Source organism: Chitinophaga sp. (assembly GCF_039596455.1).
In the GTDB taxonomy this organism is placed as follows: Bacteria; Bacteroidota; Bacteroidia; order Chitinophagales; family Chitinophagaceae; genus Chitinophaga.
Map to the genome: position 1 here is coordinate 439216 of NZ_JBCNJR010000003.1, position 25522 is coordinate 464737.

Sequence of the window (25522 nt, forward strand, 5' to 3'; positions counted from 1 at the left end):
TCCCTGGAGTCTCCATATGAACCGTCTGAAATGCGTTGCAAGCTGCTGCCTGGCCCTGATGTTCTCTACCATTCTGCATGCACAGTCAAAAAAATACCAGGGCCTGTTGTGGGAAATTTCCGGCAAACAGCTGCCAAAACCTTCCTACCTGTTCGGTACCATGCACGTCAGCAGCAAACTGGCCTTTCACCTGAGTGATTCCTTTTACCATTGCATCAGGAGCTCCGATATAGTAGCGCTGGAAACTGACCCGCGGCAATTGCAGGAAGACTTTTCCAAAAGCAAAATGTTGCGGCTCAGCTCCCGCTACCTGAATGACCTGGGCAGCGGCGCCATGGGGCCGGACGCCTTTACCATCGGCGCTTATGCAGACCTGGTGCGCACCGGCCTCACCTACCGCCCTGAAATGATCAACCACCTGCTGTACCGCTCCTTTGCCGCGCAGGAAGACTTTGAGGAAGATACTTTCCTTGACATGTATATTTACCAGGTAGGCAGCAAGCTGGGCAAAAAAGCCACCGGGGTGGAAAGTTTTGAAGAGTCTGAACGGCTGATGCTGGAATCTTACCGTGACGCCGCCAACGACCGCAAGGCGAAGAGAAACAACCGGCCGGCCGAGAACCCGCAGCAGGCCCGCATCAAGCTGAACGATGCCTACCGCCGCGGGGACCTGGACATGCTGGATTCCATTTCAACAGACCAGTACGCATCACCCGCTTTCCTGGAAAAGTTTTTGTACAAGCGGAACGAGAACATGTTCCATGCCATTGACTCCATCATCCGCCGGGGCTCCCTCTTTGCCGGCGTAGGCGCCGCGCACCTGCCCGGCGAGCGCGGGCTGATAGAAATGTTGCGGAAGGCGGGCTATACCGTCAGGCCCGTCACCACCACCAACCGTGACAGCGAGCAGAAGGAAGCGCTGGAAAAGCTCAGGGCGCCTGTATCTTTCCGGCACTACGCGTCTGAAGACGGCTGGGTGGAGGCAGACGTGCCGGGCAAGCTGTACAACTTCAGCAACCTCACCATGCTCAACCAGCTGCAGTATGCAGACCTGGCCAACGGCGCCTATTACCTTGTAAGCCGCATCAAAACCAACGCCCTCAGCCTGGGCCAGCGGGAAGAAGACGTATACCTGAAAGTAGACAGCCTGCTGTATGAGAACATCCCCGGCCGCATCATTTCAAAAAAAACCATCCACCTCAGCGGCTACAAGGGTTTTGACATCAGCAACCGCACCCGCCGGGGAGACCTGCAGCGGTACAACATCTTCATCACGCCTTTCGAGATCATTATTTTCAAGCTCAGCGGCAATGGAGAATATGCGGCCGGGGAAGAAGCCAACCGTTTCTTTTCCTCCATCCGCCTCAAACCTTTCAGCGGAGGGAACTGGGTGAACTACCACGCCGCTGCTGCCGGCTTCAGCATTAAAATGCCGCACCCGCCTGTAATAGCAGACAATGTAACCTTGCGCACCCTCAGCAAACGCAAGGAATATGAAGCGCTAGACAGCCGGAACGGCAACAGCTACCTGGTGATGCACAAAACCATACCAGACTACTCCGCGCTGGAAGAAGACACGGTAGACCTGAGCTTTGCCGAGGAAAGCTTCCTGCAATCTCAATTCATCAAACAGCAGAAAAGCCGCCGCTTCACCAACTGGCAGGGCTACCCCTGCCTGGAGCTGCTATACCTCAATACAGACAACAGCTACACCCAAACCCGCATACTACTGCGCGGCCCCCACTACTACCTGCTTTCCGCCCGTTACAGGAATGACAAAAAGCCCGTGCAGGAATTCTTCAATTCCTTTACACCCGGCCAGCCCGCGTACCAGCGCTTTGAGCAGTACCGTGATACAGCGCTGCATTTTTCCGTGAAAACCGCCGCCGTGCCTAATGACGATGAAGCGCTCATGGAAGCCTTCACCGGCAGCAGCAGCCACGAAAACAACGATCACCTGAACCGTGTGCGCAACAAGGTGTTCAGGGTAGACAGCACCGGTGAGGAAATAAGGGTGATATTCCGCAAGTTCAACCGCTACTACAGCACTAAAGACAGCGCTAAATTCTGGCAAGACCAGGTGGAAGACCTCAGTGACCGTGGAGACCTGGTTATACACCAGCAGCAGTACGAGCGCCTGCCCGGCTGGGAAAGCATGCTGCTCCAGATGCGTGACACCAACAGCAGCCGCAGCCTGCAGTACAAAGTAATATTGCGCAACGGCGTGCAATACACGCTCTACAGCGTAACAGACAATGTGAAAGGGCCGTCTGATTTTGTACGCACCTTCTTCAGCAGCTTCACCCCCGGAGATACGCTGATAGGCGCCCCCATCTATGCCAGCAAAGCCGCCGGTCTCTTCGCGGACTTTTATAGTAAAGACAGCACCACCCGCCAGCAGGCACGCAGCTCCGTTGGTACGCCTAACTACAAAGATGAAGACGCGCCCGTGCTCATCAGCATGATACGCGGCTGGAGCGCCACGGAGAAAAATTATATGGACGTGAAAACGGACCTCATTGGTGAGCTGGGGCATATCAGGCATCCGGAAATACTGCCCTTTTTACAGCAAGCCTATGAGGCCGCCAACGATACCGCCAGCCTGCAACGAAGCGTGCTGCTCAGCCTGCTGCGCCAGCAAACAACGGCCGGCCACGCGCTGTTCAAAAACCTGGTGCTGAAAGAGATCCCGATTTTCAGTGACGGTGAGAACATTTACTCCCTCTTCCGTCCCCTCTATGATTCCCTGCAGCTGGCCCGCGCCCTCTTCCCTGACCTGCTGGAGCTGACCGCGCTCACAGATTATAAAGAGCCTGTGTACAGCCTGCTTTCCACACTGGTAGACAGCAACCTGGTGCAGCCCTCCTTGTATGCAGACCACGTCAGCCAGCTGGCCTTTGACGCGCGCATAGCTTTGCAAAAGGAACTGGCAGACCAGCAGAACCGGCTCAACCGGAGAGATGATGACGAGATGGAAGAGGAAACCTGGGAAGCCAACAGCACCCTGCATGACTTTGCGGTGTTGCTGCTGCCCTTCCGCCAGACCAACAAAAACGCCGAACGCTTTTTTGCCCGCTACGAAACCGGCAACAATCCCGCCCAGCAAGTATTGCTGGCACAGCTCTATATCAAGAACAACCTGCCCGTGGCAGACAGCCTGCTGCAAAGTATTGCCGCGCAAGACCGTTACCGGGTTTCTCTCTGGACGGCCCTCAGCAGCATCAGGCGGCAAGACCGCTTCCCCGCCGCTTACAACAAACAGGAGCTGATGGCCCGCAGCCTCTTGTACGGCGCCATGGAGTACAATGTGAAAATAGACACCCTCGTATTACTAGGCAGGAAACAAACTTATTACCGCTTCCGAAAAAGCAACGTGTACGTTTACAAATACCGCCAGAAAGATGCAGATACCTGGTACCTGGGCATTAGCGGCCCGCAACCGGAAGATGAAAAGAAATGTGCTGACAACGACCAGCTGTCTCAATTCACCCGCATCCGTTATAAAACAGACAAGCCGCTATCAGAGCAGATTACAGGGCTTATACGTCATGTAAAATACAGGAACCGCACAGGTTGGAGCGGAGATAATTCTTTTATGGACATGGCCGGCGGAGATTATTGATCTTGCTACTTTTCAACCCTCGCAAACAGGTTGGGATGTGCCTCTAACGGGGCACATTTTAATTTTTTTTATTTACTGCTTTTCCTTTCCCTGCTAAAATTTTTGCTGCATATTGCGGGGATAATTCATCAAAACCTGATATACAACTATGTGTGGAATTGTAGCCTACATTGGTAACCGGGAAGCATACCCGGTAGTATTAAAGGGTCTGAAAAGGCTGGAGTACAGGGGATATGACAGCACGGGCGTTGCTTTACTGAACGGAGGGGGCCTGAAAGTGTACAAGAAGAAAGGCAAGGTAGCCGAACTGGAAGATTATGTGCTGGGGAAAGACCTGAAAAGTCATATCGCCATTGGCCATACCCGCTGGGCCACCCACGGCGAACCGAATGACCGCAACGCACACCCCCAGCTTTCGGGAGACGGGAAGCTGGCCATGGTACACAACGGCATCATTGAGAACTATGCGCAGCTGAAACAGGAGCTGCTGAACAAAGGGCACGTTTTCACCAGCGATACAGATACCGAAGTGCTCATCCACTTCATACAGGAAATCAAAAAGAGCAACCAGTGCAGCACGGAAGAAGCCGTGCGTATTGCGCTCAAAAGAGTAGTGGGCGCATACGTGATAGTAATAGTGGACGAAGACGATCCCGCCACGCTCATTGCTGCCCGTAAAGGCAGCCCGCTGGTGATCGGCGTGGGCAAAGGCGAGCACTTCCTGGCCTCAGATGCGTCTCCCATTGTGGAATATACCAAAGAAGTGGTGTACGTGAACGATTACGAGATAGCTATTCTCCGCGCAGACGAGCTGGTATTGAAAAATATTGCCAACGAAATACAAACGCCCTACATCCAGAAGCTTGACATTGAGCTGGCCGCCATTGAAAAAGGCGGGTATGATCATTTTATGCTGAAGGAGATCTTTGAGCAGCCGCAAACCATTTTTGACAGCCTGCGCGGCCGCCTGGATGCCAGAAACGGGAAGCTCACGCTGGGCGGCCTGCGGGAGCATCTTGACATGCTCACCAATGCCAACCGCATCATCATAGTGGCCTGTGGCACCAGCTGGCATGCCGGCCTGGTAGCCGAATACATGATAGAAGAACTGTGCCGCATACCGGTAGAAGTAGAGTACGCCTCCGAGTTCCGCTACCGCAACCCCGTGGTGGGCAAGGGAGACGTGATCATTGCCGTATCGCAGTCCGGCGAAACGGCAGACACCCTGGTAGCCATGGAAAGCGCCAAGGAAAAAGGCGCCATCATACTGGGCGTATGTAACGTGGTAGGCTCTTCCATAGCCCGCCTCTCTAACGGCGGCGTGTATACGCACGCGGGCCCTGAAATAGGCGTAGCCAGCACCAAGGCCTTTACCGCGCAGCTGGCCGTACTGGCCCTCATTGGCCTGAAAATAGCCGAGGCCAGGGGTACCATTACGCAGCAGCGCTTCCAGCATTTGCTGGACGAGCTGGAAAGCGTATCCGAAAAAGTGGCTACCGCGTTGGAGCTGAACGATGCTGTGAAGAAAATTGCGGACAAGTATAAAGATGCGCATGATTTCCTTTACCTGGGCCGCGGCTACAACTTTCCCATTGCCCTGGAAGGCGCGCTGAAGCTGAAAGAAATTTCCTACATTCATGCGGAAGGCTATCCCGCCGCAGAAATGAAACACGGCCCCATTGCGCTGGTAGATGAAAACCTGCCCGTAGTGTTTGTAGCCACCAAAGACAGCTACTACGAAAAAATAGTGTCTAACATCCAGGAGATAAAAGCCCGTAAAGGCAAGGTAATAGCCGTTACCACGGAAGGAGACCAGGTAATACCCGGCATGGCAGACGATGTAATAGTAGTGCCCGAAGCAGACGAGCTGGTAGCTCCCCTCATTTCCGTGATACCCCTCCAATTGCTGGCTTATCATATCGGCGTGGCAAAAGGATATGACGTAGACAAACCCCGCAATCTTGCAAAGTCCGTAACCGTAGAATAATACGCTTATGAACAGGATAGAAAAAAAACCGCTCAGCCAGCTGGGCTACCAGTTCATTGAACCAGCTTACCTGCCCCAGGGCAAAAACGAATATTACCTCCGGGACCAGCAGCGCGGCCGCGAAACGGTACACCGCAAGCTGAAAGCATGGGAAATTGAAACGCTGGTGCGGAATGACAATACTTCAGACGACTGGAACAATATTTTTGTAGACAACGAATTTGATCCCAACCTGGTGCAGCACTGCCACTTCTACGGCATGGTGCGCATCGGCAAGCTGGAGCCTTTTTACCTGGAGTTCCACAACCTGCGCCTGCCCGTGGGGCTGTACAACAGCACCATTGCTTCCTGCGATTTTGGTGACAACGTGGTGGTGCACAACGTGAACTTCCTCTCCCATTACATCATCGGCAACGAGGTGATCATTGCCAACGTCAACGAAATGGGCGTAACAGACCACGCCAAGTTCGGCAACGGCATTGTGAAAGAAGGCGAGCCGGAAAGCGTGCGCATATGGCTGGAGCTGTGTAACGAGAACGGCGGCAGAAGCGTAATGCCGTTTGACGGCATGCTGCCCGGCGATGCATGGCTGTGGACGCGCAACCGGCACGATGCCACGCTGATGGAACGCTTCAAGGCCTTCACCGAAAAACAGTTCGATAAAAAGCGGGGGTATTACGGCATGGTGGGAGACCGTACCGTGATCAAGAACTGCAAGATCATTAAAGACGTGACCATTGGTACCGATGCCTATCTTAAAGGCGCCAACAAGCTGAAGAACCTCACCATCAACAGTGAGGCCGGCGCTCCTTCCCAGATAGGTGAAGGCTGCGAGCTGGTGAACGGCATCATTGGCCTGGGCTGCCGCGTGTTTTACGGCGTAAAGGCCGTGCGCTTTGTGATGGCCTCCCACTCCCAGCTTAAATATGGCGCGCGCCTCATCAACTCGTACCTGGGCAACAACGCCACCATTTCCTGCTGCGAAGTACTGAACTCCCTGATATTTCCCGCACATGAGCAGCACCATAACAACTCTTTCCTCTGCGCCGCGCTCGTAATGGGCCAAAGCAATATGGCCGCCGGCGCTACCATCGGCTCCAACCACAACTCCCGCGGGGCAGACGGCGAAATCATTGCCGGCCGCGGCTTCTGGCCCGGCCTGTGCGTAAGCCTCAAACATAATTCCCGCTTTGCCAGCTTCACCCTTATTGCCAAAGGCAACTACATGAGCGAGCTGGACATTCCTTTCCCTTTCAGCCTGGTAGTGAATGACGAGCATGACAATATGCTGCGGGTAATGCCCGGCTACTGGTTCATGCACAACATGTACGCGCTGGCCCGCAACGCCTGGAAATATGTAGACAGGGACAAGCGTACAGACAAAACGCAGCTGATCGAATATGATTACCTGGCCCCTGATTCAGCGGAAGAGCTGCTGCATTCCCTTGAGCTGATGGAGTATGCCGTAGGCAAAGCCTTTTCCGGCCAGAAAGAAAAAGCCGGCAAAAAGGCCCTGCAGCAAAAAGGCAAGCAAATGCTGCTGGAAGAAAATGCGAAAGTAGGGCGTACGGAGATATTGGTGGATGGTATAGAGAACTCTTCCCGCAAGGCGCAGTTGCTCAAAGTGCATAAAGCCTACCCCCTCTTCCGCGAGCTGGTGAACCTGTACGCCATGCGCAACCTGGTAAAGCTGGCGGCCGGTTTCAACATCAGCTCCTTCAAGACCCTGCAGGCCTTCTGCAAAAACAGCCAGCGCTCCGCATGGTACAACGTTGGCGGGCAACTGGTAAAGGCAGATGCGCTGGAAGACCTGAAAAACCGCATCCGCAAGGGAAAAATCACCGGCTGGCCGGAGCTGCACGAAGCCTACCGCCAGCTGGGCGCTATGTATGAGCAAGACAAGCTGCATCACGCCCTGGCCTGCCTGCTGCACCTGCACCAGGTTAGCGCCAAAGAGCTTACACCGGCCTTGCTTAGAAAATACCTGGAGCAGTCTGTCATCACAGCAGGCAACATCACGGAAGGCATTTTCCACTCCAGGGAGAAAGATTACCTCAACCCCTTCCGTCGCATGGCGTATGAGAACGAAGCGGAAATGAACACCGTAGTGGGAAAGCTGGAAGACAACAGTTTTATACAACAAACACAGGCAGACCTCAAAGCCTATAAGAAGCAGGTTAAAGAGATCATTAAGCACTGGGAATTATGAAAGAGGAAAAGACACGCTGCGGCTGGAGCCTGAAAGACCAGTTGTACAAAGACTATCATGATCATGAATGGGGCATTCCCAGCCATGACGATACCCATTTGTTCGAAATGCTAAACCTGGAAGGCGCGCAGGCTGGCCTCAGCTGGTATACCGTGCTCACCAAGCGGGAAAATTACCGCAAGGCCTTTGACAACTGGGACGCGCAAAAAATTGCAAAATATTCCGATAAGAAGATGGAAAAGCTGCTGCAAGACCCCGGCATCATCCGCAACCAGCTAAAGGTACGTGCCGTAGTAACTAATGCAAAGGCCTTCCTGGCCGTGCAAAAGGAATTCGGCAGCTTTGACCGCTACATCTGGCAATTCGTGAACCACCAGCCCATTGTCAATCACTTCAAAAGCCTCGCTGAAGTACCCGCCAAAACAGCTGTGTCAGACGCCATGAGCAAAGACCTGCTGAAACGCGGGTTCAAGTTTGTGGGCTCCACTATCTGTTACGCGTACATGCAGGCCACCGGTATGGTGAACGATCATGTGATGAGCTGTTTTACACGGAAGAAAAGGTAACCCTTAGTTAGACGCCAGTTCCAGGTCAAGCATGGGCAGGCTGTTCATGAACGCGCCAGATACTACCTCCACTTTCACTTTGGTAAGCCCCCAATGAATGAAACCCAGCCTTTTGGCCGCGGCTTGCGTAAGGTCTACAATGCGGCGGTTGGCATGATGCAGGCGGTCTGTTACTTTTACCACCACCCAGCGGTGGTTGCGCAGGTTGGTAACTTTTATGAGAGTGCCCAGGGGCAGGGTGTTATGAGCGGCCGTCATGGCTGTGTTATCAAATACTTCACCACTGGCCGTTTTCCTGCCGTGGAACTTCTGCGCGTAATAGCTGGCAACACCCGTAGAAGGCGTTTTTGCCTTCTGCTGTGCCATAGCCGGCGCAGTGCCCATGAACAGTACTACCAGCACTGCCGTCACACACTTTACAACATTATTTAATACATCTATTTTCATGACCCCTGGAATTGGCAAATTTCCTGCCAGAAAGCGTTAACAAAAGCCCTCAAAAATGTTAATGAAACCCAACTACCTTATTAACAATTAGTTATCGATCAATATTTCAGACAAGGATTTACTATTGATGAACGTATGATCTGTCAACGTATTCAGGAAAAAGTACAATTCACGCTTTTCCGATACGGACAGCGGGATGCCGTTCTTCACCAGGGGGTCTATGGTAGGGGTTTGTTCAATGCCCTCGGAATAGTGGTCGAATACGTTGAATATGTCATAAAAACGGCCGTCATGCATATATGGCGGGCTTTTCAGGATATTACGCAGGGAAGGTACCTTGAATTTGAGGTAATCTCCCGTGCTGTTGGTGATGCGCATGCGGCCAGCATCATGAAGATAGGGGTTGTAAGGCAGGCCGTTGTTGCGATAGGAGCCGTCTGTGAACAGGGGCTCCTTATGGCAGGAAGCGCATTTTTCCTGGAAAATGCGATAGCCGTTGGCCTCTTCCAGGGTAAACTGCGCGCCGGGGAGCTTGCGCATCACGCTGTCATATTTCGAATTGAAGGAGTTCATGGTGGCCATAAACTGCGCCAGCGCCCTGAACAGCTTCTGGCTGTTGATCTCCCCTTCCCCGAACGCATCATTGAACAGGGCCCGGTACTTTTGGTCCGCGTTCAGGCGGCTGATGAGGCGGCCCAGGTCTTCCCCCATTTCATTCGGATCTGTAATAGGCGTGAGCGGCTGTATCTCCAGGTGGTTCACCCCGCCGTCCCACATAAAATCCTTCTGCCAGATAAGGTTAAAGAGCCCCGGCACTGACCGGAAGCCGGTGTTGTTATCTATGCCATGGCTGAGCGGGTGGTCAAAGTGCGCGAAGGCCGCAAACTGCTGGTGGCAGAAACCGCAGGAAATGGTACTGTCCCTGGAGAGGCGCGGGTCATAAAAGAGGCGGCGGCCCAGCGCAATGCCCTGCACGGTGAGCGGGTTCTGGCCCATGTCATACACCGGGGCGGGAAACTCTGCCGGCAGCTCCAGCGTATACGGCTGCGGCCCCGGCCTCACGGAGGCGGTTTTCCTGCAACTCCAGATCAGCAGGAACAGGCAGCCCATATAGATCACATAACGTATCACAGGTCGGTCACACTGGTAATGCGGAACATATTGCTATAGTTCACTGATATTTTCCGGGCCTCTTCCCCCGGTACATGAATGGTAGACGTTTGTGCAAACTGCACCTGGTTGGGCAGGCTGAACCAGGTGTACAGGTCTGCCTTGATGGTAACGTCCGGCTTGCGGTCTGCCCCTACGGTAAGACTGATGGGGCTCACCAGGCTGATGCGCTGCACGGCGTTGTGCTCCCCTTTGAAACCGCCGATGTGAAAGGTCAGCGCCTGGCCTGCCGCAGTGGAAGCCGGAGAAGTACCTTCCATTTTGGCCATGATGTACCCGCTGTTCCAGCTCCAGAACATGCCGTTTACCGGGTCTAAAGCCCCCGTTTGCGCCCCGCTTACATTGCGGAGGCTATCTACCCCCAAAAGGAAGGAAAAACCCCTGTATTCGCCCCGTGGCGCCATTACCTGGATGGTTTTGGAAGCCGGTTTGCTTTCATCTATGAGGAAATAGGTGTCTGGCAGCTTTATCTCGCTGTTATCCATCTTCACAAGGGTGATATTGCTGATGTAGTATTTGAAAGCGCTTACTGTAAAGGCCTCTCCCGCGGCATTGGTGTAGCTGGCCGCATTGAGGTCCAGCGCAGCGCCGTTCACCACGCTGGTAAAGGTTAGCTGAAGCGTTCCCTGCTCCTGTTTTTCCTTCTTGCAGGCCATCAATAGTATGAAAAAAACGCAGAGGAGGGCTTTTGGTTTCATATGCGGAGGTTTCTGTTGCGAAAGGTACAAAAAAGGCGGCACCTCCCCTGTTATTTCGTCCTTTCCGGGAGGTAACGGTATGCCCGCCCGCTGGCCCACTTTTGAACATCTCACTGATAACCAATGCTTAAACCAAGGATATAACATAGATAACATACCCCTATATAGGGGTGAGACATGGGTGGGATATCCTTATGACATGGGTGGGACATGGGTAAGATATCCTATCTCAAACCCAATACCAGCAAGACTTTTGGCTTTTAGCAACCGGCCGGTTGCGAAGCCCGTGCCGGGTGGCAAAAAAAAGTCCCGGCAGCGCCAGGCCACCGGGACAGTTATACAATCAATGAACGGCTTACCTGATCTTGTAGCCTCTCCATCCGTAGAAGAATACGATGATGAAGCAGATAAGCGGTACAATGAAAGAGAAAGCGGTTGACTGTGTTTCCGCCACTGTGCCCATTACGTACGGCACCAGCGCGCCGCCCACAATAGCCATGATCTGGTAGGAAGACCCTTCCTTGGTATGATCTCCCAGGCCTTTCACGGCCAGGGCAAAAATGGTGGGGAACATGATAGACATGAAGAAGAAGATAGCCATCAAACCGTATACAGACACTGCACCCTGGCCAGACATTACCAGTGCGCACAGCGCGGTATTGATCAGCGCGTAAATGGTCAGCAGCGTATTGGGCGCTATTTTGCGCATCAATGCCGTGCCTACGAAACGCCCTACGGTAAAGAGCCCCAGCGAAACGCCCAGCATAGCGGAGCCTTTGGCGCTGGTAGCGCCTTCCCAGTATTCCGTTACATAATTGATGAAGAGCGCGCCAACGCCTACCTGGGCAGCTACGTAAAAGAACTGTGCCACTACGCCCCATACAAAATGGCGGTGGGCAAACAATCCTTTTCCGGTGCCGCCTTTAGCCGCAGCGCCTTCTTCCGCCACCGAAATTTCCGGCAGGCGGGTGCGGTAAAAAAGGAACGCAATGAACAGCACAACGGCCGCCATCACGATGTATACCAGTTGTACAGAAGAAAGATCAGAGCTGGCGCCGGCGCCTTCTCCCTCCTCCCCGAAAAACAACCGGGAGGCAATCAGCGGGCCCAGGAAAGAGCCCAGCCCATTGAAACATTGCGAGAGGTTGAGGCGAAACTCGGAGCGCGCTTTATCTCCCAGCACCGTTACGTAAGGGTTGGCCGCCGTTTCCAGGAACGTGAGGCCTGAAGCCAGTACGAACAAGGCCAGCAGGAAAAAGTTAAAGTTGGCAAAATGTGCCGAAGGGTAGAACAGCGCCGCCCCGGCAGCATACAGCAGCAAGCCGAAAATAATGCCTGACTTGTAGCTGTATTTCTTCATAAAATAACCCGCCGGCAGCGCCATAATAAAATACGCGCCGAAGTAAGCGGCCTGCAGCAGCGTGGAACGGGCCTTGTCTATAGACAAGGCTTCCTGGAAGTGTTTGTTCAGCACGTCCAGCAGCCCGTAAGCCAGGCCCCACATGAAGAACAGGCTGGTTACAAGAATGAAGGGAAATAGATACTTCTGACCGTTTTGTGTACCGGTGGGTGTATAACTGGTTGTGGAAACTGCGCCCCCTGCCATATACAATTGCGTTTAGAGTGAATAATTATCAGTGGAATTTTAATGCACGGTATTAACTGATAGAACGGTCAAGATGTGTATACCCTCCGTCTACATACACTATTTGCCCGGTAGTGTGCGCGGAAAGGTGGCTGAGCAGGAAAACCGTCATGGCCGCAATTTCATCCGCAGTGGTCATGCGCTGTTCCAGCGGGATTTTGGATACAATGGACTTCAGCTTTTCTTCCGGGTTGGGCAATGAATTGATCCAGGTTTCGTACAGGGGCGTCCATACTTCCGCCGGTATTACCGTATTCACGCGCACGGAATAAGGCAGCAGCTCTACGGCCCATTCACGGGTAAGCGCGTTGATGGCGCCTTTGGAAGCAGCGTAGCCGGAGGTGTTGCCCTGCCCGGTGGTGGCTACCTTGGAACCGATGTTCACAATATTGCCTTTGGTGGCTTTCAGATACGGCAGCGCGTAATGGGCCAGGTTGTAATAGTGGGAAAGATTGTTCTGCAGGGAAGCCATGAATTTTTCAGGACTGCCGTTTTCAAGCCCCACCCCGTCATTTGCACCGGCGTTGTTGATGAGGCCGTCTATTCTGCCGTACTCTTTCACGGTAAGGTCTATCACCTTTTTACAATCTTCCACCTTGCCCAGCTCCGCCTGTATGCCGAAAGCCTTACCACCTGCCTGGCGGATGGCCGCCACGGCCTTTTCATTGTCTGCCTCTTTACGGCCGGCAATTACGGCCACGCCGCCTTCCGCCGCTACCAGTTTTGCCACCGCTTCCCCAATGCCTTTGGCGCCGCCGGTAACTATCACCACCTTGTCCTGTAATCCAAGATCCATTTTGATGTATTGTTTAAATTAATTTATAAAATGCTGCTGCATTGCCGCCCATGATCTGCGCCTGTTCTGCCGCGGAAAGGCCGGCAATATAATCTGTCACTATTTGTTTCACCTGCGGGTAGGATGCCGCCATGAGGCATACCGGCCAGTCTGACCCGAACATCAAACGGCCGGGGCCAAAGGCTTCCAGCGCCACATCAAGGAAGGGGATAAAATCATCCTGCTTCCAGTTTTGCAGGTCTGCTTCCGTTACCATGCCGCTGAGCTTGCAATGCACGTGGGGCATGGCGCCCAGCGCGCGGATATGTTGCTCCCAGCCTTTCAGCTCCCCTGTTTCGAAATCGGGCTTGGCCAGGTGGTCTATTACCAGGCGCTGCTCCGGGAACTTTTTTGCGAAGGCTACGGCAGCGGGCAGCTGGTGCGGGTAAATGAGAACATCGTATGCCAGGTCGAACTGCTTCAGTGCGGCAATGCCTTGCCCGAAATCCTCCCGCAGCAAAAAATCCTTGTCCGGCTCGCCCTGCACAATATGCCTGAAACCTTTCAGCAAAGGATACTGGCAGAAATGCGAGAGGCGCTCCGTTACGTTAGGGCTGCGCAGGTCTACCCAGCCTACCACGCCTTTGATAAAATCATTTTCTGCCGCCAGCTGCAGCAGGAAACTGGTTTCCGCCTCACTCTGGTCTGCCTGAACGGCCACGCAACCGTCTACACCGTTGGCTTCCAGCACAGGCGCCAGGTCTGCGGGCAAAAAGTTTTTGCGGATGTTGTCATCCGTCATCCAGGTATCCCGTTCGGGATCAAATATCCAGAAGTGCTGGTGTGCGTCTATGGTCATAATGAAAATATCTGGTGCATGAGTACCCACTTCTCACCGGGTTTGGCGGTGGGTATGGCTTGCTGGAAAGTCCACATGTAGGCCTCCCATTTCTGTACAATGGGGCTGGCCGCATCCATGGCTTCCTTTCTCTCAAAGGTGAACGTATCGTCTACTTCCATGATCATGAACAGGCGGTTGCCCGTGCGGTAAATGTCCATCACGGTAATGCCTGCGTCAATAATGCTCTTGTGGATCTCCGGCCAGATGCTGCGGTGTATCTTTTCATACTCCGCTATTACGGCCGGGTCATCTTTGAGATCGAGTGTATAACAATATCTTTTCATGGCCGTATTATTTTTTCCAGGCCACGGCCGTTTGTTTGGAAGCGCCGAGGCCGTCAATGCCCAGTTCCACCACATCTCCCGCTTTCAGGAACACCTGCGGGTTGAGGCCCAGGCCTACGCCTGCGGGCGTACCGGTAGAGATCACGTCGCCCGGCAGCAGGGTCATGAACTGGCTGAGATAAGATACAATGAAGGGAATGTTGAAGATGAGGTTGGAAGTGCTCCCGTCCTGGTATTTCTTGCCATTCACGGTAAGCCAGAGGCGGAGGTTGTTCACATCGACAATTTCATCTTTTGTTACCAGCCAGGGGCCGAGCGGCGCAAAGGTATCGTTGCTCTTTCCTTTTACCCACTGTCCGCCTCTTTCCAGCTGGAACTCCCGTTCGCTGTAGTCATTATGCAGGCAGTAACCGGCCACGTAATCCATCGCATCCTTTTCATCTACATAGCTCGTTTTTTTACCGATCACTACGGCCAGCTCCACTTCCCAGTCTGTTTTTACGCTGTTGCGGGGAATTACCAGGTCGTCATTCGGCCCTACCAGTGAAGAGGTAGACTTGAAGAATACGATGGGCTCCTTCGGAATGGCCGCGCCGGTTTCTTTTGCATGGTCTGCATAGTTCAGGCCTATGCAAATGATCTTGGAAGGACGTTGAATGGGAGCACCCAGCCTTGTACCAGCCGGCACCTGCGGGCATTTGCCGCTATTGGCGGCCCACCAGGTGGCAAAACGGCTGAGGCCGTCCGTTTCAAAAAAACGTTCGCCAAAATCTTCCCCGAAAGCGGAAGCGTCAAACATACCTGTTGCTGTTGCTACACCCGGTTTTTCTTCTCCCGGTAACCCGAACCTGATCAGTTTCATATCTTGTATTATTTTATTACTGTTTGCAATGTTTTATAGCCTAAGCGGCCGTTTACTACTTTTACCTGGTAAAATTCTTCCAGCTCGCCGTTCACCTCCACGCCCACTATCACCTCGTCATCCGCCAGCGCCTGTATGTAAGGTTTTCCGCCATTGGGCACCGGCATTTCCAGCGTGCGCTCCACGCCCGCGAATTTCATGTACACATTTGTTACCTCCTTGCTGCTGCCCGGTTTGAGGGCAACAATGAAGTCTTCCAGGATGAGGCCGGACTGGATGTTCTTTTCATACCGGCTGAGCTTCGGTTGCTGGCGGATCACGTCTCCCAGGCCCATCACCTTTTCCATGTGCCGGTATATTTTCTGCGGCGGAGAGGGCACCCACAATACTTTCAGCCGTTTTCCCTCCTGCGACGCGTGATAGTATCTCGTATCCCGGTTGGGTTTGATAAACCCGATCCAGACGCTGTTGGGCTCGTCCCAGAATACACGGTAGATGGCCGTATCCGGAAAGTCCTTTACCAGCGGCAGGTCTTTATATGTTCTTTCGTACCGCATGGTGTCTATCGTGAAATGGAAAGTAACGCTGGAAGTATCTTTATCCCTGTCTTGTATCACCACCTGCATGGTACCGGCAGGCTTGGCCGGCTGCAGTGTTTTTTCTTCATCCGTGGCTGTTGGTCCTTCGCCGTTCTTCTGCCCGCCGCTGTTACAGGCGGCAGCAGCCAGCAACAGGGCCATGGCGGCATATCTTATTTTCATAGGTCTAGTTATTGAGCTTAATGAACCCGCCATCTATCGGGTAATCGCAACCGGTAATGAAGCCCGCCTCATCAGAGCAGAGGTATAAGGCCAGGAAGCCCACTTCCTCCGGCTTGGCCATGCGGCCTATGGGCTGCGTTTTAGACAGCTTGTCAAACATTTCCGCTTCCTTGCCCGGATAATTTTTGGCAATGAAACCGTCTACGAACGGCGTATGCACCCTGGCGGGAGAAAGGCTGTTCACGCGGACCTTGTCTGCCAGGTAATCTTTGGCCGCGGAAAGCGTCATGGTCATTACCGCTCCCTTGCTCATGGAATAGGCAAAACGGTCTGGAATACCCACCGTGGCCGCAATGGACGCGATGTTGAGGATCACGCCGCCGCCTTGTTTTTTCATTTGCTCTATTACGGCGTACATACAGTTATACGTACCTTTTACGTTTACCGCAAACACCCTGTCAAAGTCAGCCTCCGCCGTACTTTCCAGCTTGCCTACATGCGCAATGCCCGCGCAGTTGACCAGGATGTCAAGCTTGCCGCGGCGCTGGATAATACCCTGCATCACGGCTATTACCGCTGCCTGGTCTGCCACGTTGCAGCCATGCACCTGCGCCTGGCCGCCCGCGGCTTTAATTTCATCTACTGTACCCTGGCCACCCGCCTCATTCAGCTCCAGCACATGCACCAGCGCACCGCTGGCCGCCAGACATTTGGCAATGGCCTGCCCTATACCGCTTCCGCCGCCTGTTACAACGGCCACCTTTCCATCTAACCGGAAAAAACTCATCTTCGTGTAATTTTAAAGGTTCTAAAATACCTCAATTATAAGGTTAAATACTATTGTTTTTTAGCCACATTGTGTACTTTTTTATCTATTTTTAAAATCGTCTAAATCGATTTTTGTGAAAAATGTATTCATCCTCTGCCTTTTACTGGCGCCCCTGTACCTGCAGGCGCAGGAAATCCCCCTTAACAAATACGGCCTTCCGGTAGTCAACTCCCGGCAGTTGTATGACCAGCTGGTGAAGGCAGACGGGCAGATGCGGCTCGTAAAAGTAGATAATATGGCTATAGATGTAAAGTACGCCACCCCCAATAATTTTACGAAGAAAACACTGTACCCCTTTGCCGCCGTGTACCTGCGGCAGCCAGCTTATGAAGCCCTGGTGCGCCTGCAGGAGTTCCTGAAGCCTATGGGCATCGGCATCAAAATATTTGACGGCTACCGCCCCTACCGCGTCACGGAAAAAATGTGGGAAATTGTGCCGGACGAGCGTTACGCCGCCGATCCGAAAACCGGCTCCGGCCACAACCGCGGCGTGGCGGTAGACCTTACGCTCATTTACCTCAAAACCGGGCAGGAGCTGCCCATGCCCACGCCTTATGACGATTTCACAGAAAAAGCCCACCACAACTATATGGACCTGGACGCCGAAGTACTGGAGAACCGCGCCCTGCTGCGCTCCCTCATGGAAGCCCACGGCTTTGTGGCCCTGGAAACGGAATGGTGGCACTACTACCTGAAAGACCCCTCCCGTTTTCCGCTGATGGACATCGGGTTTGAGGAGCTGCAATAATTTTTATAGCTTAACAGCCTAATTCGCTACTCGTCTATGGTAAAAATGAAATTACTGATGACCCTGGGGCTTGCGCTCATCTGCGGCATCAGCGCAGCACAGAAGCCCAAGAACGGATGGTACCAGCTTTTTAACGGCAAAGACCTGAAAGACTGGGACATCAAGATCACAGGCCACCCCCTGAATGACAACAACGGCAACACCTTCCGCGTGCGGGACGGCAAGCTCTGCGTGTCTTACGACAACTACACGGCCTTCAATGAACAGTACGGCCACATTTTCCACAAAAAGAAATTCTCCGCCTACCTGCTGGTAATGGAATACCGCTTTATTGGAGACCAGGTGAAAGGCGGCCCCGGCTGGGCCTTCCGCAACAGCGGCGCCATGCTGCACTGCCAGCCCGCCTCCAGCATGGGCAAAGACCAAGACTTTCCCATTTCCATTGAAGTGCAGCTCCTGGGCGGCAAAAGCACCGGCAACCGCACCACCGCCAACCTCTGCACACCCGGCACCAACGTGGTGATGAACGGAAAACTGTTCACCCCGCATTGCGTAGACTCCAAGTCAAAAACCTATCGCGGAGACGTATGGGTGCGCGCGGAAGTGCTGGTACTGGGAGATTCCATCATCAAACACATTGTAGAAAAAGACACGGTGCTGGTATACGAAAAACCGCAGATAGGCGGCGGCAACGTATCCAACTACGACCCGGCCTACAAGCAAGACGGAAAGCTGCTGTCAGAAGGTTACATAGCCCTGCAGAGCGAAAGCCACCCGGTAGAATACCGCAAGGTGGAGCTGTTTGACCTGGCGCCGTATATGAAAGACAGGAAGAAGCTGGAGAAGAAGATAGCGGAGCTGCAGAAGCGGCGGAATTAATGACGAACTTTTTTTATTGCCCCGGTGATCCATTTGCCGGGGCTTTTTTATTGGCTTCCCGCGTGATCATTGAGACTAGCTGACCACCACGTTGAGGTTGTGGCGGGATGCGGCATCCTGCAATACATCCAGCACGTTGTTGCGGGTAGTGTCTGATTCTTCTATCAGGAAAAAATCAAAATCCGTTATCTCTATTTTGCTGCTGTTGCTTAGTTCAGAGAGGCAGTCTGACAATGCATCGAGATTGTTGCCGAAGTGCGCCGGGAATGCGAGAGCTTTGGCGATTGTCTTATAGAAATCGTCTAGCGTCTGGCATTTGCGGCTGTCTATGGTGGTGTGTTGGGTGGTCATGGCGCTTGGTATGGATTGTGGGTAAAATTAGCCTGTTTTGCAGCAAAAATGAAATTTTAGTTTGGTGAATGAGGGACGATCAGGATGATTTATTATTTATCAAATCTGATAAATTCAATGCTTTTTGCGAGATATTATCGGGCTAATTTTTAGGGTGGAAAAGATGCTTTGGGTAATTTTGTGTAAACGGAAAAAGATGATGACTGAAAAAGATATCAAAGCAATCCATGCCCTGTTTGATGAGTGTGCACGAACACCTAAAACAAAGGAGGAAGCACTGTTTTTATTACGAAACGCCGGCATACTTGATGAGAATGGAGAGCATACTGAGCCATACAAACACCTGGGAATGGCTGTTAAAAGATTTAATGAACAGAAAGCCAAATGTACGAAGTAAGACCCTCTCTAACACTTGGATTTCATGGGTGTGATGCAGCGGTGAGAGATACCCTGTTGCTTGACCCGGATAATATCAAAATATCAAAAGCGCCGTTTGACTGGCTAGGCACCGGGATGTACTTTTGGGAAAACAACTACTACCGTGCGTTACTATGGGCCAAAGAAAAAATGAAACGGGGGCATATAAAACAACCCGCGGTGCTGGGAGCTGTACTTGACCTTGGTCATTGCTGTGATCTCCTGGATAGCCAGCATATTCTCGCTCTTAAAAAAGCTTATCAAAGAATGGCAACTATCTATTCTTATTCAGGTATCGACCTTCCCCAAAATAAAGATCTACCGCATGATCAGCACAACGGCAAAATTCTCAGGGAACTGGATTGTGCTGCCATAGAGTACATGCACTCGTATATACGTCTAAAACAACAAACACAACAATCTGGCGCCACTTCAAAACTGTATGACTCCACCCGCAACGTCTTTATTGAGGGCGGGCCGGTCTTTCATGGCTCCGGCATCTATGAAAAAAGTCACATACAGATATGCGTCCGGAATGCAAATTGTATTAAAGGCTTTTTTATGCCAAGGAGAGAGGTTGAATTTGCAGGGTAGTATCAAGCCACTGTTTCGAAGCAAGAAGGAAATTTTAGTTAGCGCTGCTAATAGGGGATCAATTTATATGGAATCAAGCCCATAAACCCTGCCACCGATAAAAAACCTATAACTAATATCAGTATCAAATATTGACAACTTTTGAAATTCCATCCATAAAGCCGATATTTCCTAACAAAAAAGAATAACAGAACAGCCAGGTGTATAACAGTTCCAGGGATATAGGCATAACTTTCATATTTGTAATGATCAGCAGCGCCCATCCCGAATAAGAAAGCAGATAACAATGATAAGTACCTGACGGCGATGAAAATGGTGATGTTTAATATAGCCACAAGCAAAAACTTCATAGGCATAGTTATTTTGATAATGGCTGCGATGCAGTGAGAGGTTCCCTGTTGCTTGCCGGTTATACGGTATCTTCTCTCCTGAAACCGATCCGCACACGTGGTTCTGCAGGGTAGCTCAATAGCTGCCTTAAGTGCTTAAATATTAGCTCAATCTGGCCATCGTGTACGGTAACTCTTTTCTCCAATTGTTCCAACCTAAGCAGGACGTCCTTGTGCATCAGCAGAGCTTCCCTCATTTGAACAAACATACGGACAATCTGGACATTTACAGCAATAGCCTGATCGCTATTTAATACGCTTGCTAACATGACTACTCCGTGTTCAGTGAAAACATACGGGAGATGTGATGAGAACTTGATATTTTTAAGGTGGTCGCATTTTGCGACCACCTCCTCTTTTTCATCAGCAGTTAACTGAAACATGAAGTCTTCCGGAAAACGTATCAAGTTTCTTTTTACCTGCTCATTCAGGCGTTTGGTGGGTACGCTGTAAAGTTCTGCTAAATCCTTATCTATCATCACCCTCTTACCTCTTATTGACAAAATTTTACTTTTAATTTCATCATCTGTCGCCAACATAAGCTTGGTCATCGGATTATATTTTAATGGGTCAACAATAAAGTATTTCTCACTCAAGATGAAGTTTTCTCCCAATATGGGTGAAGAGATTTTCTCCTTTCTAAAAAAAACGCCGCCCCAATCCAGGGCAGCGCTTTTTATACAGACAAAATAACTCCTTAGTAAATCTTGTTCAACGCATCTACGTAAGCATGTACGCTTGCGTTCACGATGTCCGTTGAGTAACCGAAGCCGTAATAAGACTTGCCGTCATGCAGCACGCGCATGTTCACTTTGCTCACGTCTTCGCTGCCGCCATGCATGGCCTGTATGCTGAACTCGTCTATGCAGATCTTGTCTTTAATGATCTCGTGAATAGCGTTGATGGTGGCATTCACCGGGCCGTTGCCGGCAGAGCTGGCTTCTTTTTCTTCGCCGTTCACTTTCAGCTTCACGGTAGCCATGGGGCGCAGCGGGTCTCCGCAAACTACCTGCAGCAGCGTCACCTTGATGCCTTTATTGTCATCATAATGGTCCTGGTTGCCGTCTCCCATGAGGGTTTGGAGGTCGTGGTCAGTAATTTCTTTTTTGGAATCCGCCATTTCGAGGAAGCGGGTGTATACTTCGTCAAGATTGATCTTGTCTATTTTGTAGCCCAGTCTTTCCAGGTGATGCTTCAGGGCGTGGCGGCCGCTGCGGGCGGTGAGGATGATGGAATTGGACTGCAGGCCGATGTCTTCCGGGTTGAGTATCTCGTAGTTCTCGCGGTGTTTCAGCACGCCGTCCTGGTGAATACCGGAGCTGTGGGCAAAGGCGTTGCGGCCTACAATGGCCTTGTTAGGCTGTACGGGCATGCGCATCATGTTGGATACGAGGTTGGATATCTCGTAGATCTTTTTGCTGTTGATGCCGGTGGTATAGCCGAGGGCGTGGTGCGTTTTCAGGATCATGGCCACTTCTTCCAGGGAAGTGTTGCCGGCCCTTTCGCCAATGCCGTTGATGGTGCATTCCACCTGGCGGGCGCCGTTCATAACGCCGGCAATGGTGTTGGCGGTGGCCAGGCCCAGGTCGTTATGGCAGTGAACGGAAATGATGGCCTTGTCTATATTGGGCACATTGTCCATCAGGTATTTGATCTTGGCGCCGTATTGTTCCGGCAGGCAGTAGCCGTTGGTATCGGGAATGTTCACTACGGTGGCGCCGGCGGCAATCACCGCTTCTACCATGCGGGCCAGGTATTCGTTGTCTGCGCGGCCTGCGTCTTCGGCGTAGAACTCCACATCGTCCACAAATTTACGGGCGTATTTTACCGCTTCTTTTGCACGTTCCAGGATGGCCTCGCGGGTGCTGTTGAATTTGTATTTGATGTGCATGTCTGACGAGCCGATGCCGGTGTGGATGCGCTTGCGTTTGGCGTACTGCAGGGCGGATGCGGCGGCGTCAATGTCTGCCGTGTTGGCGCGGGTCAGCGCGCAGATGACCGGTGCGGAAACGGCTTTGGAAATTTCCACTACGCTCTGGAAGTCACCAGGACTGGAAATGGGAAAACCGGCCTCAATCACATCCACTCCCAGGGCTTCCAGCTCTTTGGCCACAATGATCTTTTCCACGGTGGTCAACTGGCAGCCCGGCACCTGTTCGCCATCGCGCAGGGTAGTATCGAAAACGTAAACACGATTGTTGTCCATGATGTATGAATTAATTAGTTAGTTAAGATTCTTCAATACCTGTGTGCCCATGGCGTCTGTACCCAGTACAAAATCGTTGGGCGTATGTTTGTTGGCAATGTCCATGGTGCGGAAGCCCTGGCGCAGGGTAGCGTCTACGGCGCGGATCACGCGCTGTGACTCTTCCTTGAGGCCGAATGAAATATCCAGCAGCAGGGCGGCAGACAAGATGGAGGCCAGCGGGTTGGCAATGCCTTTGCCGGTAATGTCATGCGCGGAGCCGTGGATGGGCTCGTAAAAACCCACGCTGTCCCCAACAGAAGCGGAGGCCAGCATGCCCATGGAGCCGGCTATCTGGGAGGCCTCATCCGTCAGGATGTCTCCAAACAGGTTGCCGGTTACCACCACGTCAAAGCGTTTCGGGTCTTTGATGAGCTGCATGGCCGCATTGTCTATGAACATATGTTCTGTTTCCACGTCCGGGTATTCTTTGGCTATTTCCTGCACCACTTCCCTCCAGAGGCGGGAAGCTTCCAGCACGTTGGCCTTGTCTACAGAGCAGAGCTTTTTGCGGCGCGTGCGGGCGGCCTCGTAAGCACGGCGGGCAATTCTTTCCACTTCGTATTTATGGTAGACCATCAGGTCTGAGGCGGTGGCGCGGTCGTCGCTCCGTTTCTTCTCCCCGAAGTATACATCTCCTGTCAGTTCCCGGAAAAAGAGGATGTCTGCACCCTGCAGAATTTCAGGTTTGATGCTGGAAGCCTGCAGCAGGTCATCAAACAGCTTGATGGGGCGCAGGTTGGCATAGAGGCCCAGCTCCTTGCGTATCTTCAGCAAGCCCTGTTCCGGGCGTACTTTCAGGGTAGGGTCATTGTCATATTTGGCGTGGCCGATGGCGCCGAATAAAATAGCGTCGCTTTGGCGGGCCTTGTTCAGCGTTTCTTCCGGCAGCGGGTCTCCCGTGGCTTCTATGGCTACGTGGCCCATCATGCCTTCATCAAAAGTAAACGTATGTTTGTAGTTGGCAGCAATCGTCTCCAGTACCTTCTTTCCCCAGGCCGTCACTTCCTGCCCGATCCCGTCTCCGGGTATAACCAGAATTTTCTTTGTAACTCCCATATATTGTTTTAGAAATTGAATGGTCTTGTTGTTTCGTATGCGCCAATCTGTTCACGCAGGCTCAGCAGGTAATCAATATCGTCATACCCGTTCAGCAGGCAGGTCTTTTTGTACGGGTTAATGTCAAACTGCTGCTGCTCTCCTGTTGATACAATGCGGATGTACTGTTCTTCCAGGTTCACTTCCAGCTCCGCCGCGGGGGCTTTTTCAATAGCCGCGAATATTTGCTGCAGAAACTCGTCGCTCACCTGTATGGGCAGTATAAAATTATTGAGCGCATTGTTTTTGAAGATGTCTGCAAAAAAACTGCTCACTACCACTTTAAAACCATAGTCTCCCAGCGCCCAGGCGGCGTGCTCGCGGGAGGAGCCGCAGCCGAAGTTTTTGCCGGCTACGAGTATGCGGCCCTTGTATACCGGGTTGTTGAGCACAAAATCCCTTTTGGGCGCTCCCTGTTCGTCAAAACGCCAGTCGCGGAACAGGTTCTCGCCGAAACCTTCCCTTGTGGTAGCTTTCAGGAAGCGTGCCGGGATGATCTGGTCTGTGTCTATATTTTCTATCGGTAAAGGTACCGCCGTGGATACCAGGTTTTTAAACTGTTTGCTCATTGTGTTGCATTAAGAAACCATCAAATCAATTCCCTCACGTCTGTTACCCGGCCGGTAATGGCTGCCGCGGCGGCCGTCAGCGGGCTGGCCAGGAAAGTTCTGGCATTGGGCCCCTGCCGCCCTTCAAAGTTGCGGTTGGAGGTGGCAATGCAGTACTTGCCTGCCGGTATCTTGTCTTCATTCATGCCCAGGCAGGCGGAGCAGCCGGGCTGGCGCAGCTGGAAGCCGGCTTCCTCAAATATCTTGTCTATCCCCTCTTCTATGGCCTGCGCCTCTACCTGTTTGGAGCCGGGAACGATCCACACCGTAACATCGTCTGCCTTCTTTTTGCCTTTCACAAACCCGGCCACCATGCGGAGGTCTTCTATACGGGAGTTGGTACAGCTGCCTATGAACACATAGTCTACCTTTTTGCCCAGCAGGCTGCTGCCGGGGGCAAGGTCCATATACTGGAGGGATTTGGAAAAGGACGGTTTTTCCTTGTCTTCAATGTCTCCCAGGGAAGGGATGTGCTGCGTTACGCCCATGCCCATGCCGGGGTTGGTACCGTAGGTGATCTGCGGCTCAATGTCTGCCGCGTCAAAACTGAGCACTTTGTCAAACACCGCATCTTCATCGGTATGCAGGGTTTGCCAGTAGGCCAGGGCCTTGTTCCAGTCTTCCCCCTTGGGAGCAAACTCGCGGCCTTTTATGTATTCAAAGGTAGTGTTGTCTGGCGCTATGAGCCCGCCCCGCGCGCCCATTTCTATGCTCATGTTGCAGATGGTCATGCGGGCTTCCATGCTCAGGCTGCGGATGGCCTCACCGGCGTATTCCACAAAATAACCGGTAGCGCCGGAGGCGGATATTTTTGAAATGATGTACAGGATGATGTCTTTGGATACCACGCCTTTCTTCAGCTGCCCGTTCACCTCAATTTTCATGCGTTTTGGCTTGTACTGCAGTATACACTGGGTGGCCAGCACCTGCTCCACCTCGGAGGTGCCGATGCCGAAGGCCACGGTACCGAAGGCGCCGTGGGTGGACGTGTGGCTGTCTCCGCACACAATGGTCATGCCCGGCAGGGTAATGCCCAGCTCCGGGCCAATAACGTGTACAATACCCTGGTAGCGGTGGCCCAGCCCGTACAGCTCCACGCCAAACTCCGCCGTGTTGGTGGCCAGCATTTCCACCTGCTTGCGGCTCAGGGCCTCCCTGATGGGAAGGTGCTGGTTGATGGTAGGCACGTTATGATCTGCCGTAGCCCGGGTCTTTTCCGGCCTGAACACGGGAATGCCCCGTTTGCGCAGGCCGTCAAAAGCCTGGGGGCTGGTTACTTCATGGATAAAGTGCGTGTTGATGTACACCGCATCCGGGAAACCCGGCTTACTGGCCACAATGTGGCTGTCCCAAATCTTGTCAAATAATGTCTTCCCCATGCGTCATTTTCGTTTAACAGGCCCGTACCAGGTATACGATCTGTTCACATATGTTATT

General features: G+C 52.5%; 24 protein-coding genes. 8 read left to right on the forward strand and 16 right to left on the reverse strand.

Annotation, left to right across the window (positions count from 1 at the left end):
* The first annotated feature begins 16 nt into the window (after positions 1–16).
* From ABDW36_RS14555 to ABDW36_RS14570, 4 genes are all read left to right on the forward strand, one after another.
* Complete coding sequence (locus ABDW36_RS14555) at positions 17–3622, forward strand: TraB/GumN family protein (protein WP_343702641.1); 3606 nt, start codon at positions 17–19, stop codon at positions 3620–3622.
* A 148-nt stretch (positions 3623–3770) separates the two neighbouring features.
* The gene (gene glmS / locus ABDW36_RS14560) at positions 3771–5609 is read left to right on the forward strand and encodes a glutamine--fructose-6-phosphate transaminase (isomerizing) (protein WP_343702642.1); all 1839 of its coding nucleotides are present in this window, start codon (positions 3771–3773) and stop codon (positions 5607–5609) included.
* A 7-nt stretch (positions 5610–5616) separates the two neighbouring features.
* Positions 5617–7818 carry a DUF4954 family protein gene (locus ABDW36_RS14565; RefSeq protein ID WP_343702643.1) on the forward strand — a complete coding sequence of 734 codons (2202 nt, stop codon included), beginning with the start codon at positions 5617–5619 and terminating at the stop codon, positions 7816–7818.
* A complete protein-coding gene (locus ABDW36_RS14570; protein WP_343702644.1) occupies positions 7815–8384 on the forward strand; it encodes a DNA-3-methyladenine glycosylase I in 570 nt (189 codons plus the stop codon). Before ABDW36_RS14565 ends, ABDW36_RS14570 begins: the two co-directional genes overlap by 4 nt.
* 3 nt (positions 8385–8387) lie before the next feature.
* Here ABDW36_RS14570 and ABDW36_RS14575 read toward each other — a convergent pair whose 3' ends face one another.
* From ABDW36_RS14575 to ABDW36_RS14620, 10 genes are all read right to left on the reverse strand, one after another.
* A complete protein-coding gene (locus ABDW36_RS14575) occupies positions 8388–8831 on the reverse strand; it encodes a septal ring lytic transglycosylase RlpA family protein (RefSeq protein WP_343702645.1) in 444 nt (147 codons plus the stop codon).
* 87 nt (positions 8832–8918) lie between these two features.
* Positions 8919–9962, reverse strand: a complete 1044-nt coding sequence (locus tag ABDW36_RS14580) for a cytochrome c peroxidase (RefSeq protein ID WP_343702646.1) — start codon at positions 9960–9962, stop codon at positions 8919–8921.
* Positions 9959–10699, reverse strand: coding sequence for an MbnP family protein (locus ABDW36_RS14585; protein ID WP_343702647.1), 741 nt, complete (start codon positions 10697–10699; stop codon positions 9959–9961). The genes ABDW36_RS14580 and ABDW36_RS14585 overlap by 4 nt, the downstream gene beginning before the upstream one ends.
* Before the next feature lie 355 nt (positions 10700–11054).
* Complete coding sequence (gene fucP, locus ABDW36_RS14590; protein WP_343702648.1) at positions 11055–12305, reverse strand: L-fucose:H+ symporter permease; 1251 nt, start codon at positions 12303–12305, stop codon at positions 11055–11057.
* Positions 12306–12357: 52 nt separating this feature from the next.
* Positions 12358–13140 carry an SDR family oxidoreductase gene (locus ABDW36_RS14595; RefSeq protein ID WP_343702649.1) on the reverse strand — a complete coding sequence of 261 codons (783 nt, stop codon included), beginning with the start codon at positions 13138–13140 and terminating at the stop codon, positions 12358–12360.
* A gap of 13 nt (positions 13141–13153) precedes the next feature.
* Positions 13154–13978, reverse strand: a complete 825-nt coding sequence (locus ABDW36_RS14600; RefSeq protein ID WP_343702650.1) for an amidohydrolase family protein — start codon at positions 13976–13978, stop codon at positions 13154–13156.
* Entirely contained in the window at positions 13975–14304 is a 330-nt protein-coding gene (locus tag ABDW36_RS14605) for an L-rhamnose mutarotase (RefSeq protein WP_343702651.1), read from the reverse strand. The genes ABDW36_RS14600 and ABDW36_RS14605 overlap by 4 nt, the downstream gene beginning before the upstream one ends.
* A gap of 7 nt (positions 14305–14311) precedes the next feature.
* The gene (locus ABDW36_RS14610) at positions 14312–15166 is read right to left on the reverse strand and encodes a fumarylacetoacetate hydrolase family protein (RefSeq protein ID WP_343702652.1); all 855 of its coding nucleotides are present in this window, start codon (positions 15164–15166) and stop codon (positions 14312–14314) included.
* 8 nt (positions 15167–15174) lie between these two features.
* Entirely contained in the window at positions 15175–15927 is a 753-nt protein-coding gene (locus ABDW36_RS14615) for a hypothetical protein (protein WP_343702653.1), read from the reverse strand.
* 4 nt (positions 15928–15931) lie between these two features.
* The gene (locus ABDW36_RS14620) at positions 15932–16714 is read right to left on the reverse strand and encodes an SDR family oxidoreductase (protein ID WP_343702654.1); all 783 of its coding nucleotides are present in this window, start codon (positions 16712–16714) and stop codon (positions 15932–15934) included.
* Between the two features lie 115 nt (positions 16715–16829).
* On the opposite strand from ABDW36_RS14620, the gene ABDW36_RS14625 reads away from it, so the two are divergent.
* Together ABDW36_RS14625 and ABDW36_RS14630 are read left to right on the forward strand one after the other, a co-directional pair.
* The gene (locus ABDW36_RS14625) at positions 16830–17504 is read left to right on the forward strand and encodes a M15 family metallopeptidase (RefSeq protein WP_343702655.1); all 675 of its coding nucleotides are present in this window, start codon (positions 16830–16832) and stop codon (positions 17502–17504) included.
* A gap of 45 nt (positions 17505–17549) precedes the next feature.
* Positions 17550–18383, forward strand: a complete 834-nt coding sequence (locus ABDW36_RS14630; protein ID WP_343702656.1) for a DUF1080 domain-containing protein — start codon at positions 17550–17552, stop codon at positions 18381–18383.
* A 75-nt stretch (positions 18384–18458) separates the two neighbouring features.
* On the opposite strand, the gene ABDW36_RS14635 is transcribed toward ABDW36_RS14630, so the two are convergent.
* Positions 18459–18734 (reverse strand): barstar family protein, encoded by a 276-nt coding sequence (locus tag ABDW36_RS14635; protein ID WP_343702657.1) that lies wholly within the window; start codon positions 18732–18734, stop codon positions 18459–18461.
* Between the two features lie 196 nt (positions 18735–18930).
* Here ABDW36_RS14635 and ABDW36_RS14640 point away from each other — a divergent pair, with 196 nt between their 5' ends.
* Both ABDW36_RS14640 and ABDW36_RS14645 read left to right on the forward strand, forming a co-directional pair.
* The gene (locus ABDW36_RS14640; protein WP_343702658.1) at positions 18931–19131 is read left to right on the forward strand and encodes a hypothetical protein; all 201 of its coding nucleotides are present in this window, start codon (positions 18931–18933) and stop codon (positions 19129–19131) included.
* Positions 19119–19745, forward strand: coding sequence for a hypothetical protein (locus ABDW36_RS14645; protein WP_343702659.1), 627 nt, complete (start codon positions 19119–19121; stop codon positions 19743–19745). Before ABDW36_RS14640 ends, ABDW36_RS14645 begins: the two co-directional genes overlap by 13 nt.
* Before the next feature lie 409 nt (positions 19746–20154).
* On the opposite strand, the gene ABDW36_RS14650 is transcribed toward ABDW36_RS14645, so the two are convergent.
* From ABDW36_RS14650 to leuC, 5 genes are all read right to left on the reverse strand, one after another.
* Positions 20155–20685 (reverse strand): ORF6N domain-containing protein, encoded by a 531-nt coding sequence (locus ABDW36_RS14650; RefSeq protein WP_343702660.1) that lies wholly within the window; start codon positions 20683–20685, stop codon positions 20155–20157.
* A gap of 146 nt (positions 20686–20831) precedes the next feature.
* A complete protein-coding gene (locus tag ABDW36_RS14655) occupies positions 20832–22340 on the reverse strand; it encodes a 2-isopropylmalate synthase (protein ID WP_343702661.1) in 1509 nt (502 codons plus the stop codon).
* An 18-nt stretch (positions 22341–22358) separates the two neighbouring features.
* On the reverse strand, positions 22359–23438 hold the full coding sequence (gene leuB, locus ABDW36_RS14660) for a 3-isopropylmalate dehydrogenase (protein WP_343702662.1): 1080 nt from the start codon (positions 23436–23438) through the stop codon (positions 22359–22361).
* An 8-nt stretch (positions 23439–23446) separates the two neighbouring features.
* Positions 23447–24046 (reverse strand): 3-isopropylmalate dehydratase small subunit, encoded by a 600-nt coding sequence (gene leuD, locus ABDW36_RS14665; RefSeq protein WP_343702663.1) that lies wholly within the window; start codon positions 24044–24046, stop codon positions 23447–23449.
* Positions 24047–24066: 20 nt separating this feature from the next.
* Positions 24067–25464 (reverse strand): 3-isopropylmalate dehydratase large subunit, encoded by a 1398-nt coding sequence (leuC, locus tag ABDW36_RS14670; protein ID WP_343702664.1) that lies wholly within the window; start codon positions 25462–25464, stop codon positions 24067–24069.
* Positions 25465–25522: the final 58 nt, after the last annotated feature.

What these genes read in the sequence shown, in the direction of transcription:
- ABDW36_RS14555 (WP_343702641.1), top strand. Translation starts at nt 17, where the DNA reads ATGAACCGTCTGAAATGCGTTGCAAGCTGCTGCCTGGCCCTGATGTTC.
- glmS (WP_343702642.1), top strand. Translation starts at nt 3,771, where the DNA reads ATGTGTGGAATTGTAGCCTACATTGGTAACCGGGAAGCATACCCGGTA.
- ABDW36_RS14565 (WP_343702643.1), top strand. Translation starts at nt 5,617, where the DNA reads ATGAACAGGATAGAAAAAAAACCGCTCAGCCAGCTGGGCTACCAGTTC.
- ABDW36_RS14570 (WP_343702644.1), top strand. Translation starts at nt 7,815, where the DNA reads ATGAAAGAGGAAAAGACACGCTGCGGCTGGAGCCTGAAAGACCAGTTG.
- ABDW36_RS14575 (WP_343702645.1), bottom strand. Translation starts at nt 8,831, where the DNA reads ATGAAAATAGATGTATTAAATAATGTTGTAAAGTGTGTGACGGCAGTG.
- ABDW36_RS14585 (WP_343702647.1), bottom strand. Translation starts at nt 10,699, where the DNA reads ATGAAACCAAAAGCCCTCCTCTGCGTTTTTTTCATACTATTGATGGCC.
- fucP (WP_343702648.1), bottom strand. Translation starts at nt 12,305, where the DNA reads ATGGCAGGGGGCGCAGTTTCCACAACCAGTTATACACCCACCGGTACA.
- ABDW36_RS14595 (WP_343702649.1), bottom strand. Translation starts at nt 13,140, where the DNA reads ATGGATCTTGGATTACAGGACAAGGTGGTGATAGTTACCGGCGGCGCC.
- ABDW36_RS14600 (WP_343702650.1), bottom strand. Translation starts at nt 13,978, where the DNA reads ATGACCATAGACGCACACCAGCACTTCTGGATATTTGATCCCGAACGG.
- ABDW36_RS14605 (WP_343702651.1), bottom strand. Translation starts at nt 14,304, where the DNA reads ATGAAAAGATATTGTTATACACTCGATCTCAAAGATGACCCGGCCGTA.
- ABDW36_RS14610 (WP_343702652.1), bottom strand. Translation starts at nt 15,166, where the DNA reads ATGAAACTGATCAGGTTCGGGTTACCGGGAGAAGAAAAACCGGGTGTA.
- ABDW36_RS14615 (WP_343702653.1), bottom strand. Translation starts at nt 15,927, where the DNA reads ATGAAAATAAGATATGCCGCCATGGCCCTGTTGCTGGCTGCTGCCGCC.
- ABDW36_RS14620 (WP_343702654.1), bottom strand. Translation starts at nt 16,714, where the DNA reads ATGAGTTTTTTCCGGTTAGATGGAAAGGTGGCCGTTGTAACAGGCGGC.
- ABDW36_RS14630 (WP_343702656.1), top strand. Translation starts at nt 17,550, where the DNA reads ATGAAATTACTGATGACCCTGGGGCTTGCGCTCATCTGCGGCATCAGC.
- ABDW36_RS14635 (WP_343702657.1), bottom strand. Translation starts at nt 18,734, where the DNA reads ATGACCACCCAACACACCACCATAGACAGCCGCAAATGCCAGACGCTA.
- ABDW36_RS14640 (WP_343702658.1), top strand. Translation starts at nt 18,931, where the DNA reads ATGATGACTGAAAAAGATATCAAAGCAATCCATGCCCTGTTTGATGAG.
- ABDW36_RS14645 (WP_343702659.1), top strand. Translation starts at nt 19,119, where the DNA reads ATGTACGAAGTAAGACCCTCTCTAACACTTGGATTTCATGGGTGTGAT.
- ABDW36_RS14650 (WP_343702660.1), bottom strand. Translation starts at nt 20,685, where the DNA reads ATGACCAAGCTTATGTTGGCGACAGATGATGAAATTAAAAGTAAAATT.
- ABDW36_RS14655 (WP_343702661.1), bottom strand. Translation starts at nt 22,340, where the DNA reads ATGGACAACAATCGTGTTTACGTTTTCGATACTACCCTGCGCGATGGC.
- leuB (WP_343702662.1), bottom strand. Translation starts at nt 23,438, where the DNA reads ATGGGAGTTACAAAGAAAATTCTGGTTATACCCGGAGACGGGATCGGG.
- leuD (WP_343702663.1), bottom strand. Translation starts at nt 24,046, where the DNA reads ATGAGCAAACAGTTTAAAAACCTGGTATCCACGGCGGTACCTTTACCG.
- leuC (WP_343702664.1), bottom strand. Translation starts at nt 25,464, where the DNA reads ATGGGGAAGACATTATTTGACAAGATTTGGGACAGCCACATTGTGGCC.